The organism is Levilactobacillus yonginensis (assembly GCF_964065165.1).
Classification (GTDB): Bacteria; Bacillota; Bacilli; order Lactobacillales; family Lactobacillaceae; genus Levilactobacillus; species Levilactobacillus yonginensis_A.
On record NZ_OZ061549.1, the window covers coordinates 2,423,674 to 2,437,157 of the forward strand.

Sequence of the window (13,484 nt, forward strand, 5' to 3'; positions counted from 1 at the left end):
CGACCCTGTATGTTCGGAACACAAAAAGGGGTTTGTGAAGTGAACCCCCAAGGTTGGACAGAAAGTCCAACCTTGGGGGTTTTACTATGGTTAAGTTTGATTTAGATTTTAGAATTAAGGTCGTCACTGAATATTTGAGTGGAGTTGGATCAACCTCATTGGCCAGAAAACATGGTATCAGCAAGGAAGAAACTATCCTTCTTTGGGTTAGTCGCTTCCGGAAATACGGTATAGCTGGATTGAAGCTGAAGGATCAGAAGCCAGAATATTCTAGTCAGTTCAAGGTTGATGTATTAAACTGGAGAAAACAACATCAGGCCTCGCTTCCGGTAACGGCTCTGCACTTCAATCTATCTTCGCCAAGCACCATCTGGCAATGGGAGAAGCGCTTTGAGGAGCAAGGAATCGCTGGCCTTGAACGGAAGCGAGGAAAGCCTAAAATCATGGCTAAACATAAGCAAACGAAGCCTTCAAAGAGTCGCAATAACTCCAGTACCGCCGATGAATTGAAGCAATTAAAACAAGAAAACTTGATGTTAAAGATTGAGAATGAATACCTAAAAAAACTCGATGCCTTAGCTCAGAAGAAGTCAGCAGACAAGAAATCTCGCAAATAGTGACCGAGTTAAGGCAGGTCTTTCAAGTGCCCATCAAGCTCCTACTCAAGGTCGTCAAAGTACCAAGAAGTACGTATTATTACGCACGCTCACATCGTCAGCGTGAAAAACTAGATGATTCTCCAATCATTCAGGCAATCGATGAGATTCGGCAGGAGGATTCTAAGTACACCAAGAAGTATGGTTATCGACGACTAACTAAAGCCTTACAAGAACATGGATTCACAGTGAATCATAAGCGAGTCTTACGCTTAATGCATGAGCATGATTGGCTTTGTTTAGCATACAATCGCCAAAAACGTAAATATAATTCATACAAAGGAACCGTTGGTAAAATTGCGTCAAATCGGTTAAACCGACGATTCAAGACGGACCGTCCTTATCAGAAACTGGTCACAGATGTTAGTGAATTTCGATATGGTGGTATGAGTCAAAGTGAACGGGTCTACTTAGAACCAGTCATTGACCTCTTCTCAGGCGAAGTATTGGCTTTCAACATCAGTGACCATCCGACAGTAGAGTTCGCTTTAAAACCGCTTAAAGAAGCCTTAGAGAGATTGCCAAAATTAGGCTATCGAACAACAGTCCACACGGATCAAGGCTTCCAGTACCAACACAAATTCTGGCGAGAAACACTCAAAGAACATCGCGTATTTCAAAGTATGTCACGCAAAGCAACTTGCCTAGACAATGCGTCAGTTGAATCATTCTTCCACATCATGAAGGTCGAAGTTATGGATGAACATTTTGAGAACAAGGAAGACTTGACTCAAGCTATGACTGAATGGATCAACTTTTACAATAAACGTCGGATCAAAACAAAACTGGATGGCAAGTCCCCGGAAAAATACCGGGAACTCGCCATCCAGAAGGCAGCGTAAATTCTGTGTCCAACTTTAAGGGTTCACTTCATTGAGACTTTTGTCTCAAACCCCTTTTGTTACTGAAGATTATTTAGATTCTTTGTCTTTCTTAGTAGGCCGGTCAGCACGTCGTTGTCGACGGAACTGATGCGGCTTTTGTGCTGGAATGATAACTGACAGCTTTCCGAACGAGGATGCCATTAGTGGCAGTGCCAAGTTGAAGATGATTGCCGTGAAGATAGTGATCAGGGTAACCGCCGTTAACGTTTGCGATTCTGCGGCTAAGAGCCCGAGCACTCCGGCAATGATGATGAACAGGGAGTGCCGCATTGTTTGGCCGACTTCATGAATACCAGGAAGTAACCAATCAAGCAACGGTGCATCATTTAGTCGGTAACTCAACGCTAACTGGGTCAGTTCAACAACTGCGAGGACCGTCAGTGGGACGAATGCCAGCAGGGGAACCTGCCAGTTGAAGTCGCCATCACCGGTCAACCACTTCATAATGAGGTGGGTTAGTTGGTAACTGGCCAACGTTGATGCCAAGAACGTTAAGAACCAGTAGCTGGCTTGCAAGAGGGACCGACTGAAGATGATCAGCAGGAGTAACGTAATGCCAAAGACTAACAGGAGAACTCGTGGTAGGTCATGCTGGTACTGATTCTGGATGGTGGCCATCGTAACTGGCTGACCGCTGAAGGTCAACGTTGAACCTGCCAAGACGGTCCCACGTAATTGGCTGGTAGCTACCTGACGCAGTTGGTCCAAGGTTTCGGCCGTGTTCTTAGCGTTAGGTTCTTGCTTCAGTGTAATCGTCAGGTACGTGGACTTCACGTTTTGGTTCGTGAAGTTAGCCATGGATTGTTGGAAATCACCACTGGCTAATTGGGTCGGTGTGAGGTAGAGGGCCTTAGCAGCTTCAGACGTTTGCAAGCCACCCAGGTAGGTGTACATCTTGTTCAACGTCTTTTGCATGCTAACAACTTGCTTCCGTGAACTCTTCAGGCTATCGTTAACGGCCTTTAGGGTGTCAGCGTAGTTACTCAAATTGGAATGAGCGGTCGTTGCATCGGTGTTTGACGTGTTGACACCCGTAGACAGGGTAGTCAACGTACTTAATGCCGAGTTTAACTCAGTGTTGACGGCGTTCAGTTGGGCAATGTAGCTGGTAACCTTCTTGGAGGCGCTGCTACTGCCAGAAGCATTTGAACGGGATAAAGCACTTTGTAAGGAGGTTTGTAACGTGCTACTATCGCTGACCAGGCCATTTGTCTTGGAGGTCAGTGATTGCAGCCGTTTAACTTCCTTATTCAAGTCCTTTTGACGTAGGTTGGAGCTGTCAGACTTCAGGTCGTTACGAACGGTTCCAAGTTGGCCAACTACGCCAGTTAAGTCTTCATTCAACGTGCTTAACTGATTAGAAACGTAGTACTGGGTGATTGGTTGCCCACCAGGCTGCGTGACTGAAGTAACCGAAGCAACGCCAGGTTGGGCCTGCAATTTCTTGGTTAAATTATCTAATTGGAACAGTTGATTTTGATTATCCAAGCGCTTGTTGGTTTGCAGGTAGAGGGTCACAGGCGTGGCCTTTCCTTGACCAAAGTGTGCGCTTAATACCCGAGCACCCTGCACGGCTTGATTATTCGGAATATCTTGCGAGTTGTTGTAGCTTAATTGATTACGGTAACCATAGGCAAATGGACCGGCAAGGTAGAGAACTGCCAGAATGGCGATCCAAGGTTGCCAAAGACCAAAGCGGGCAAGACTATGCCAGAGCTTGTGGTCCTTGAGTGCTGGCCGCGTTTTCTTTGGCCAGAACAGACTGTTACCGAGCATCCCAGTAAAGACGGGGATCAGGGTGACACTGGCAATCCCAGTAATGGCAAAACCAATTCCGAGTAGGCCAAAGGCGCGAATAGTTGAGAAGTCGAAGAGCATTAGGCTCCCAAATGCCAAGGTTAACGTTAGCGTGCTGATCAGAATCCGATACCCCAGATTTTGAACAACATCTGTTGTGGCGACCTGACTTTCTTCACCGTCATCAACGTGGTTCCGTAGGTCACGGAAGAACCAGAAGCTCGTTAGAAGGGTGAAGAGGCTGATACCCATCAACAGGAAGATCGGCGTAAATTCAGAGTACGCAAAGTTCCAGTGGTAGGCCAGGTTAGTTGCCAAGCTCAGTGTGGAAATATAACTGATTAAAATGGCTAGGAACGTGATGATAGGGGCAATGATTGAGGCGAATAAAATCCCCATGGCAACTAAGGCAATCAGTAACGTCATCAGGATAACAATTAACGTGTATGATGCAATGTGTTCATTGGCTGCGTCACTAACAATTTCGGGACTTGTCACGTAGGTGTTCAAGCCAATGGTCGAAATCTGACTGGAAAGTTGATCGGTGATTTGCCGAACAGTTCCTTGATTATGACTGACCTCTAGCTGAACAACTTCGGTTGACTGGTCCTTAGAGAAAAGTTGCGGTCTAGCGGTTGGCGTATTCGTCATCGTGGTAACTTTCTTGACGCCGTAATACGTCGAACGCTTTTGCAATTCCGTTACAGACTTGTCAATTGCACTGAGTTGCTTAGTGGTTAACTTGCCGTCCGGGTTATTGTAGACCGCATTCACGGTGTAGGTCCCGTTTAAATTACGCCCCCAAGTGTTCTTAATCTGGGTCGCTTTTACGGGTTGACTCGTATTTGCCAATTGGGGCTGGCCATCATACTGGATGATGGTGCTGACATTTGGTAGGGTAATAATGGCCGCAAAGACCACGATTAACCAGAATACGAGTGCAAAAATTCGGTTATGATGAAGCTTTCTTATCCGTTCTTGCATATGTAGTCTGAGTCCTCTCTATGTAATCAATTTCCCGCCGTGCAAGCAGGGTGTAGTCCATGTTTAATTTTACCATAATAGGAAAAATTGGGGCTGTTTTCGGGTGGATTTAAGAAAAGTTAAGAAACTCTTTAGTTGACTTAAAGTTCTTAACCGGTAAAGTAGGGAATCGCGAATTCAAGTAGAAAGAGGCAAATACCATGTCAAAACATCATCGATCCTACCAAAGTCCCTTCGCAGCAATGCTGACGGAGCAACGTTTTCCGTTTGCCAGTCAATTGGCAGCTAAGGCGCACCTAGACCCCAGTCAAGTTATGTTCGCTTACTTACAAATCACAGCGAACGTGCCCACGACGTTAACGACCGTTTCCCGCCAAAAAGAGATTGACCGGCGTTTCCAACAATTCCTGACGGACGCCGCTAAACCGGTAACTGACGACTAACTAGAGGCAAAATGGTTGAAGCGGCGAGGGGTTTCGCGTAAACTGGATTAACTATTAAAAAGTTACTTAACAAACTAGAACAGTTGATAAAATAATTGTAACCTTATCGAGGTTTGGGTAGCCATGAAGGAGGAAGATACCTGTGTGTACCAGCATTTTACAGATTGCGAAGGATGGCAGTCATATTTTAGCGCGAACCATGGACTGGCACGCGCTATACGTGCAGCCGCTGTTTGTTCCACGAGACTATCAGTGGGAGAGTGTGTACGATAATCACGTGCATACCAACAAATATGCCATGATCGGTGGCGGCGGTGCACACCATCACGAAATTGATGTTTCTGATGGCGTCAATGAGATGGGGCTGAGCGTACAAAAGCTAACGTTTGCGAATGGTTCCAACTTGGTTGATGAGCCTACGTATGGTCAAGTCCATCTGGCTCCCTATGAACTTTCCTTCTATTTGCTGGGACATTATGCTTCCGTGGCTGACATTGAAGAACACATCGATGAAATTCAGTTGATGAGCGGCAAGTATGCCGTCAATGAGATTGGCGATTCCGAACTTCACTTTGCCGTCGTAGACCGAACGGGTCGGACCGTGGTTATTGAACCGACCCATTTTCCTATGCGTGTTCGGGAGAATCCTTTAGGCGTAGTAACCAACAGTAAAGACTTTGAGCTACAACTCGAACGCTTGGGCCAGTACGTCAATTATACGGATGACTTTGAAGCGGGGACGTTACCGCTGAATGCGACGCGAGTCTCTACTGGCCGTTTCTCTGGTAAGCCCGTTCCTAGTGGATCCTTTACCCCAGGTGGTCGCTTTGTCCGGGCAGCTTACTACAAAGAACGCGCCGACCTACCAACTGACGAACCAGAAGCAATCGTTAGCGCGTGGCACCTCTTGAATAGCGTCACGGTGCCGAAGAGTCATCAGTACCGGCCAACCTATTCGGTCTATCGGGCGGCAACTTGTTGTGAGTCGTTGACGTATTATTTTCAACCATACAACCGGCTCGGTTTAGTCCAGTTGAAATTAACACCAGAGATGTTAGCTTGGACGGAACCCAAGTTCTATAAAGTTGCTAACCAATTGACGGTTATGCCGCTTAACTGATCAGCAAGAGCCACAGCACGTTGGCAGTCAAAAAACCAATCAACACCCCCCGGTGTAAGCGGGGATGTAGCATGATAATGGCTAAAAATTCTCGGGCCCAGGCGCCTGGTAAATAAGACCAGCGAACGTGGGCTGGGTAGCCACCAATTCGAAGACCGAGTTCACTAGCTAAATGTTCTGCGCGAAATAGGTGATAGTTGCTGGTGACGATGATGACTTTTCCACCGCCATCGGGTAATTGGGACCATAGCCGCTGACTGTACAAGACATTGGATAAGGTGTTCGTGGCTTGTTTTTCTTCAATAATGTACTTGGCGTCCCAATCATGGGCAATCAGATAGGCTGCCATTGCTGTTGATTCAGGACAGGTTTCATCAGGACCCTGTCCACCAGAAACAATAATGGTGGGCTTTTTTTGTTGGCGTTTGGCAAACGCTAGTGCCGTATCCAAGCGACTCCCAAGAACGCGGCCAATCTGATCACCTTGTTGGAGACCTGCCCCTAAGATGAGCAGTGTATCTGCTCGTTTAGCCCGCCACCAATCAGCACGTAAGGCGCCAAAGAGGCTGGCGGCAAAGAGAATTCCCAGGTAGGTGCTGAAGGCGGGGATAAAGGTTAGCCACGGCCAGAATGAGGTGCCGAAGTGGCCGCTGTTTAGGCCGTATATCCAGCCAACTTCAAGAATGACCCATAACCAGATGCCAGCAATCAGGCCGTACGTGAGGCGTTCCTGTTTACGAACGACCAAGTGAGGGGCGTTGAGAATCAAAAGTAGCGTGAAGAGTCCAAGTCCACCGACCAGTGCGATTAGGATCCAGCCGACGTGTGCCAATACCTGTGCCCAAAGATGTTTCGAAAAGCTAGCAACGATGACGATCAGTGCGCAGCTGACCGTGGTAACGACCGCACTAGTTAAGCCGCGGGGCTGCCAAAAGGTAAAGAGCGCAGTGAGACAAATTAGAAAGCCGATGGTACTAAGAACCATTTTGACACCCCCTTAAAGGTTAAGATTTATTGACACTTTCAGATTTTTCTATTTTTGGTGAGAATCTTGTTATAATGAGAAATACTGGCCTGCGTTCTCGTTGAATGCAGTGCAGACACAATTAAGTCTATTATAACGGAAATCGGAGGGACCAGGGTGGCCAAACGGCGAAGAAAACCTAGGAATGCAAGAAAACAACGACCAAGCTCTGCTAGAGCAACCTGGATTTTTGTCCTGGTCCTGCTGGTCTTGGGTGGTGGCATGTTGATGAAGGACCACATTCAAGCGGCGGTGCAGCCACGGCCTACCCATCAAGTGACGGTTAAGTCGGTTTCTGGTGAGACGCCAGCGCAACTAGCGTTTATTCAAAAGGTTGCCACGCCGGCTGTAGAGGTTTACCGCAAAAATGGCCAGGTCCTGCCCAGTATCGTGATTGCGCAGAGCATTCTGGAGTCGAGTTGGGGGACGTCCAAAATCTTCCAGCAGGCGAATAATCCCTTTGGTATCAAGGGCAGCTATCACGGTAAGACTGGATCGTTCGTGACACACGAGTACGTGAACGGGGAACGGATCAAGATTCACGCTAACTTCCGAATTTATCCGAGTTTAACGGTCGCCATTCAGGATCACGACAATGTCTTAAAGAGTCGCTACCTCCCGCAGCCAGCGAAGAATTACCAAGAAGCCTCGCAGAAGTTGCAAGCCGGTGGGTACGCTACTGATCCCGATTACGCACAAAAGCTCAACAGCTTGATTGTCAGCTATAAATTAAATCAATTTGATAAATGATGCGGCATCGTTTGATGCTTCAGCTTAACCAAGAAGGACCTGGGATACGTACATATCCCAGGTCCTTTTGAACTTTAGTATGGTTTATCGCTGTGCGATTTGTCGCTCTCTGGATGCCAGAGATTCTAATTGTGGTGTAACCTGATAATCGCTGAAGGTATAACGCGCACCGTTCCAGCCCAGATCTGGCGACCGGTAAGGCAAGGGGGACACACAGTTTCTTAGTTCTCGTTGTAGTACCGGGCCAAATCGTAGAGAGTGGTGGCTAACGTGTTGATGGATTTAGTTGGTCCCTGGTTTGCAAAGAGAATCACACCAGATTTGTTGCCTTCTGAACCGTAAAGGATCGTGTTGTAGCCGGAGCCGCTGAGGGCACCACGGACACGTTTGATACCACCACTGTAATGGTACAAACCACCCGCGTAACGTAATTTGTAGTTGTTAGAGAGGGTGTAATATTGTTTCTTGGTTAAGATCTTGCCGTTACGGAGTCCCTTTTGAATCTTGTAATAATCTTCTGTTGTTGAGTAATAGTTACCCGCACCCAACAAGGAAGACATGAGTTTTTGTGAGACACCGTTGGCCACGTTGTTTTGACCGTTACTGTAGCTATATCCGCTGGCCACAACGCTCGCACTAGGCAAGTTATCCCAGGCAAAAGTGTGCTTGAGCTTCAAGGGTTGAATAATCCGCTTTTGAACTAACGTGTCGTAGCTCTGACTGGTGACCTTGGAAGCCACCCCAGCTAACAGGGTGTAGTTGGCGTTGGTGTAGTTGAATCCCTGAGTTCCGGTTACTTTGAGTTGCCCCAACGTATAGTTGATCTCTGAAGCCTGCGTGCTGAGCAGCGAATTAGGTGTGGTTTCGTCCATATCAATGCCGGATCGATGGTTCAATAATTGGCGTAGGGTGATACTGCCGCTACTTTGAACACTTGGGTAGTATTTACTTAGCTTGTCACTGAGGGACAGCTTACCACTGGCCGCCAATTGTTCGATGATGGCCCCCGTCATGACTTTCTGGAGGGAGGCAATTGGGAACAATGTGTTGGCGTCATTGGTAAGTTTGCTAGTAGCGTCGGCGTAACCCACACTGACGTGACTGGCACCACTCGCATAGTTGTTAAAGAGCATCGCTCGCCCTTGAAAGTGCGCGTTTTTTAGTAAAGCTGCCGCGTTTTGCGAACGACTGTACTTTTGGAGGGCCTTTTGGTTGACCCAGCCAATCGTTTTGCCATACCAGGCAAACTTAACGTAGGTACTCCCGTCGGATAGCTTGGCAGTTTGAGTCACCTTGACGAATCGATGCTGCCAGTTCTTGCCACTAGCGTCGCGAGTCTTCGCGGACCGTTGCGTGTAGTAAGGTGCGTAGTAGTAGATGCCGTCATTCCGGCTACCTTGATTGACGAATCGAGCGTTATAGCTGGTCTTCGACGTCGCTGTAATCTGTAAATAGCTCTTCGCAAATGCCGATTGGGCGGGTAAAAAGCCGCCGACCAGCAAGATTGTCCCAATAAGTAATACAAGCTTTTTCAAAGTAATCATCCATTTCCCCTTAGTAATAACTCTCATCTTACCGCGAATTGGTTGCGGTTGGGTAACAGATACGTAGCGGTTCGGTAACATTTTGAACGTTTTAAGTTATGTATGGGTAAATTCAACTTACTAATAGGGTAAGCTAGTTTGCTAATGATTGACTTAATGTGTCGCATGTTAACGTAGAGTGTGGTAAACTAATGCAAAATAATTTAAGCAGTTTAAGGAGCTGACGCAAGCGTTGCTACATTTTCTTGGCCAGTTGTACGGGCCATTCTTTGATATTCATAATTGGGAAACAGTCATTACTTCGGGAAACGACTGGCTCATCATCTTTTCCTTGGTGTTGATCGAGTGTTTGTTGTCCGTAGATAATGCTGTGGTTCTTGCCGCGCAGACACAGTCGTTACCTACCAAAAAGGAGCAGGAAGAATCCTTGTTCTACGGGATTTGGGGGGCTTATATCTTCCGGTTCATCATCATTGGACTGGGAACTTACCTGATTAATTTCTGGGAAATCAAGGTCATTGGGGCCTTGTACCTGGTCTTCCTAGTCTTCCAGTACTTCACTAAGACGCGGGTAAAACATACGCGTAAATTGGTGAAGGATAAAAAACGGCGATTACTACCACTGTTTTGGTCGGTAGTCTTACAGATTGAAATGATGGATATTATTTTCTCCGTCGATTCCGTCTTGGCTTCGCTGGCCATCTCAAATAACCCGGTTATTGTCTTAATTGGGGGCCTGATTGGGATCCTAGCGATGCGGGGTGTGGCTGAGGTCATTATGAAGTTGATGCGCCGGATTCCTGAGCTGGAACCTATGGCCTACATCTTAATTGGAATCATTGCTGTGAAGTTGTTTGTGTCCATTCCAGCAATTGACGTTGAGATTCCCGCCACGTTATTTGGCATTGTTGTCTTGGGTGCCATCGTGTTGACGCTATTGATCCACGTGATTCGCAAGCGGCGGCAACCGCAGACCGATAAGTCAACCAAGAAGACGTCTAATTCAACTGAATCGTAGGAAATTTTTTAGGGGCCTTGTAGGGCTCCTTTTTTTTCGCGAATAAAAAGATTAAAGGGTATACTTTAGAAAAATTAATAGAATGGGGGTTGGTGGATGTGAGTAAGCAATGGCGTAGTTGGTGGCTACTGTTGGGCGTGTTTGTTCTCGGAATTGCCGGGTTCACAGTGACTGGACAAGCGGCCGCCACGGGGAAAGTTGTTGTGACCTATCAAGATGTCAATGGCACCGTGTTGGCACGGAAGACGTTGAAAGGTAAGGTCGGTCACCAGTGTAAAACCTCTAGAAAAAACCGGCGGGTGAATCCCCAAATGTACGCGTGGAATAAAGAGCAACCGCGGCATTATCGGGGAAAGTTTACCAAGCAGACGATTCGGGTAACGTATAAATTTTTGACGCCAACCGCTTTCTTCCGGCTCTGGGGTGGGGATGGCTCACAGATGACCAACATTCAGATGGATGGTAATCATTTGATTTATGATGTCTCAACCAGTCTGAAGGGGCCCCATTTCTTGCGAGCAACGAACTTCACTAAGGGGAAAGTCACGGTGAACAACCAGTACCGACTGACTCGGGGGAAAGTGTTCAAAGGAAAGATCAGTGGTACGACGTTTAAATCGTTAGTGATTACCAGAAAACGGATCCAGGCGAAATTTTGGGCATATCATAAGCTGTATACGTATAAGTTTACTGTAAAGCCGCTTAAATTAGTTCACCCGTAGGCGAAGAAGGGAGTGTCAAATTTTTTGTGTAAATGGAAGTCCTCTCCCATTAGCTAGTTTCTAATACATGGATTCTAACGTGTCCTGAATTTGCTTAAAACCTCGATGCGTTCGCTCAAAATTTTGGCCGTTGTAGTCACGAATAACTGTGACCAGAACTCGTTCTAGCGCTGGTTCATTTGGAAATTGTTCTTTCTTCTTTGTCTGTCGTTTTAGCTTCTTGTTGAACGATTCAATGAGATTTGTGCTGTAGATGCTACTGCGTATCGCAGCTGGAAACGTGAAACAGGTCAAGAGATGAAGATTATCTTCTAGCTTGTTCGTTACTTTTGGATACGTCTTTTGCCACTTGTCTATGAAGTCAGCTAAGGCTTGTTTTGCGTCGTCCATGGTAGCTGCTTGATGGATCAGTTTGAAGTCGTTAAGAACCTCTTGTCGGTCCTTAGTTCGAACGTGAGCTTCAATGTTCCGACTGACGTGGATCAGGCACTGCTGGAGCTTAGCCTTAGGGAAGTGGTCACCAATTGTGTTGGTAAGGCCGACTAAGCCATCGGCCACGAATAAGAGGACTTCCTTTACACCACGCTGCTGGATGTCCACGAGAAGCTCTTCCCAAACGGTACTGGATTCAGTTGGAGCGACTTGGTATGCTAGGACCTCTTTCATTCCATTTGGTCGAATGCCAATGGCGATATGCACGGCTTCTTTAGCCACTGAGTCCCGGCGAAGTGGTAAGTATGTTGCGTCCACATAAATGACTGCGTATCGGCTCGCTAGAGGACGCGTTTTGAAGGCGTTGACCTGTTGGTCAACGACCTTCGTGAGGTTCGAAACCGTTTGTGATGTGTAATGAGCCCCATACATTTTCTCAATCAAATCCGCAATCTCACTAGTGGTAATCCCTTTTTCGTAGAGCTGGACAACAGTAGCCTCTAAGCCATCCGTTTGTCGTTGATAGCTCGGGATAGTTTTCGTATTAAAAATACCATTTCGATCGCGTGGAATCTCCAAATTTAATTCTCCATACTTAGTCTTAAAGGTCCGCAGATAATGCCCATTGCGTGAATTGCCGCTGTTAAAACCTTGGCGATCATAAGGCTCATAACCGAGGAACGACGAAAGTTCCTCGTGCATTAAATCATTGATGGCCGTTTCCAAATGTTGCCGAAAAACTTCATCTAAATCTTGCTTTTGTGCTAGTGCTGCCATAATTTCTTTGTTAAACTGAGTCATGGGGAAAGCCTCCTATGTCCTATGAAGTGAGTGTGGTTGCTAACTATCATAAGGGAGAGGCTTTCCCTTTTCAATGGCGAATTTTATAATCAAGTTAGCCACTTGAAATTTAGGACAAAATAAATACACCAAGACGTAAATCTCAGGTATCATTGGAGTTCTCACACAAACAATGAAAGAGGTCTTCGTCTTGATGCAAGAACAGCTTACCATGAATCGTCCCAAGGGTCACCATCTAACTTTGAAAGAGCGTGGAAACATTGAGGTCTACTTTAACCACGACAAGCTTTCTCGGCGGAAGATTGCTGAGTTACTTGGCGTTAGCCCGCAAACCATAAACAACGAAATCAAGCGAGGCTTGGTAACCAATAAGAAAATCGTTAACGGTAACGTAGTCTTCTATGAGGTCTACGTGGCGGAACTAGCCGACCAGCGGTACCACGAGAACCGCAAGGCCTGCCACAGGCCTTGTAAGTTCTTCCAGGCGGCTGACTTTATAGCCTTCTTTGTAGAACACTTTAAGACTGATGGCTGGGCTCCAGATGCTGCTGTAGGCCGCGCCAAGGTGTTAAACCTTTTTCGGCCTGACGAGATGGTCTGTACCCAAACGTTGTACAAGTACATCGACGAACAACTTTTAGAGGTCTGTAACTTAGATCTTACCGAGAAAATGCGGCGGCGACTACCCAAGCACGTTAATCACAAAAATAAGCGTGTAATGGGACGGAGTATTGAAGAACGTCCGGCTGAAGTTGACTCTCGCAAGACGTTTGGTCATTTCGAGATTGATACTATCGTTGGTAAACGTGATGGCCATGAGAGTGTGATTATGACCCTGATTGAGCGTCAAACTCGCTTCCAATTTATCCGTCTGATTGACGGGCGTGACGCCGATTCGGTTGAGTACGCCCTGCGAGAAATCCTCGCAGAGTATGGACCAGTTATCAAGTCGATCACCGCTGATAACGGACCTGAGTTTGCCTTGCTGAGCGAGGCATTGCGTTCAGTGGCACCAGTCTTTCATACGCACCCGTTCACCTCTAGTGAACGGGGAACCAATGAGGTCCATAACCGGATGGTCCGCTATGACTTTCCCAAAGGCATGTCCTTAGACGCCGTAAGTCCTCGGGCTGTTGCTAGAACAGCGGACAAGTTGAATAACACACCTCGTCGTCTGCTAGGCTTCCAGACTCCCGCCGAACTCTTCGCCGCCGCCTGCGGCTAGGCTCCTCGCGCCACCAACTTCAACCCCTGAGAATCCCTTGGTATCAGTATTTGGTCCTAGTGACTAACTTGTTCTTGCAATTTG

Annotated in this window: 12 protein-coding genes; 8 read left to right on the top strand and 4 right to left on the bottom strand. The window is 47.0% G+C overall.

What is annotated here, in order from left to right:
* The first annotated feature begins 86 nt into the window (after window positions 1–86).
* Window positions 87–617, top strand: coding sequence for a helix-turn-helix domain-containing protein (locus AB3Y94_RS11260; protein WP_260338565.1), 531 nt, complete (start codon window positions 87–89; stop codon window positions 615–617).
* Entirely contained in the window at window positions 617–1,498 is an 882-nt protein-coding gene (locus AB3Y94_RS11265; protein ID WP_367295048.1) for an IS3 family transposase, read from the top strand. The genes AB3Y94_RS11260 and AB3Y94_RS11265 overlap by 1 nt, the downstream gene beginning before the upstream one ends.
* 69 nt (window positions 1,499–1,567) lie before the next feature.
* Here AB3Y94_RS11265 and AB3Y94_RS11270 read toward each other — a convergent pair whose 3' ends face one another.
* Window positions 1,568–4,321 (bottom strand): MMPL family transporter, encoded by a 2,754-nt coding sequence (locus AB3Y94_RS11270; protein WP_367296298.1) that lies wholly within the window; start codon window positions 4,319–4,321, stop codon window positions 1,568–1,570.
* Window positions 4,322–4,521: 200 nt separating this feature from the next.
* Here AB3Y94_RS11270 and AB3Y94_RS11275 point away from each other — a divergent pair, with 200 nt between their 5' ends.
* Both AB3Y94_RS11275 and AB3Y94_RS11280 read left to right on the top strand, forming a co-directional pair.
* Window positions 4,522–4,764: a hypothetical protein gene (locus AB3Y94_RS11275; RefSeq protein WP_367296299.1), complete on the top strand. Its 243-nt coding sequence runs from the start codon at window positions 4,522–4,524 to the stop codon at window positions 4,762–4,764.
* 142 nt (window positions 4,765–4,906) lie between these two features.
* The gene (locus AB3Y94_RS11280; RefSeq protein WP_367296300.1) at window positions 4,907–5,884 is read left to right on the top strand and encodes a linear amide C-N hydrolase; all 978 of its coding nucleotides are present in this window, start codon (window positions 4,907–4,909) and stop codon (window positions 5,882–5,884) included.
* Here the strand turns inward: AB3Y94_RS11280 and AB3Y94_RS11285 are convergent.
* A complete protein-coding gene (locus AB3Y94_RS11285) occupies window positions 5,877–6,869 on the bottom strand; it encodes a YdcF family protein (protein ID WP_367296301.1) in 993 nt (330 codons plus the stop codon). The two genes, AB3Y94_RS11280 and AB3Y94_RS11285, sit on opposite strands and share 8 nt — an antisense overlap.
* Window positions 6,870–7,025: 156 nt before the next feature.
* On the opposite strand from AB3Y94_RS11285, the gene AB3Y94_RS11290 reads away from it, so the two are divergent.
* The gene (locus AB3Y94_RS11290) at window positions 7,026–7,658 is read left to right on the top strand and encodes a glycoside hydrolase family 73 protein (protein WP_367296302.1); all 633 of its coding nucleotides are present in this window, start codon (window positions 7,026–7,028) and stop codon (window positions 7,656–7,658) included.
* A 221-nt stretch (window positions 7,659–7,879) separates the two neighbouring features.
* Here AB3Y94_RS11290 and AB3Y94_RS11295 read toward each other — a convergent pair whose 3' ends face one another.
* A complete protein-coding gene (locus AB3Y94_RS11295; protein ID WP_367296303.1) occupies window positions 7,880–9,229 on the bottom strand; it encodes a serine hydrolase in 1,350 nt (449 codons plus the stop codon).
* Between the two features lie 205 nt (window positions 9,230–9,434).
* Here AB3Y94_RS11295 and AB3Y94_RS11300 point away from each other — a divergent pair, with 205 nt between their 5' ends.
* Together AB3Y94_RS11300 and AB3Y94_RS11305 are read left to right on the top strand one after the other, a co-directional pair.
* Complete coding sequence (locus AB3Y94_RS11300; protein WP_367296304.1) at window positions 9,435–10,220, top strand: TerC family protein; 786 nt, start codon at window positions 9,435–9,437, stop codon at window positions 10,218–10,220.
* 98 nt (window positions 10,221–10,318) lie between these two features.
* Window positions 10,319–10,942 carry a MucBP domain-containing protein gene (locus AB3Y94_RS11305; protein WP_367296305.1) on the top strand — a complete coding sequence of 208 codons (624 nt, stop codon included), beginning with the start codon at window positions 10,319–10,321 and terminating at the stop codon, window positions 10,940–10,942.
* A 60-nt stretch (window positions 10,943–11,002) separates the two neighbouring features.
* On the opposite strand, the gene AB3Y94_RS11310 is transcribed toward AB3Y94_RS11305, so the two are convergent.
* Window positions 11,003–12,175: an IS256 family transposase gene (locus AB3Y94_RS11310; RefSeq protein ID WP_367294952.1), complete on the bottom strand. Its 1,173-nt coding sequence runs from the start codon at window positions 12,173–12,175 to the stop codon at window positions 11,003–11,005.
* 172 nt (window positions 12,176–12,347) lie between these two features.
* Here AB3Y94_RS11310 and AB3Y94_RS11315 point away from each other — a divergent pair, with 172 nt between their 5' ends.
* The gene (locus tag AB3Y94_RS11315; RefSeq protein WP_367294742.1) at window positions 12,348–13,400 is read left to right on the top strand and encodes an IS30 family transposase; all 1,053 of its coding nucleotides are present in this window, start codon (window positions 12,348–12,350) and stop codon (window positions 13,398–13,400) included.
* The last annotated feature ends 84 nt before the right edge of the window (window positions 13,401–13,484 follow it).

Bases quoted from the DNA above. Each gene is read 5' to 3' on its own strand.
- AB3Y94_RS11260 (WP_260338565.1), top strand. From the start codon at position 87: ATGGTTAAGTTTGATTTAGATTTTAGAATTAAGGTCGTCACTGAATAT.
- AB3Y94_RS11285 (WP_367296301.1), bottom strand. From the start codon at position 6,869: ATGGTTCTTAGTACCATCGGCTTTCTAATTTGTCTCACTGCGCTCTTT.
- AB3Y94_RS11310 (WP_367294952.1), bottom strand. From the start codon at position 12,175: ATGACTCAGTTTAACAAAGAAATTATGGCAGCACTAGCACAAAAGCAA.
- AB3Y94_RS11315 (WP_367294742.1), top strand. From the start codon at position 12,348: ATGAAAGAGGTCTTCGTCTTGATGCAAGAACAGCTTACCATGAATCGT.
- AB3Y94_RS11270 (WP_367296298.1), bottom strand. From the start codon at position 4,321: ATGCAAGAACGGATAAGAAAGCTTCATCATAACCGAATTTTTGCACTC.
- AB3Y94_RS11275 (WP_367296299.1), top strand. From the start codon at position 4,522: ATGTCAAAACATCATCGATCCTACCAAAGTCCCTTCGCAGCAATGCTG.
- AB3Y94_RS11295 (WP_367296303.1), bottom strand. From the start codon at position 9,229: ATGAGAGTTATTACTAAGGGGAAATGGATGATTACTTTGAAAAAGCTT.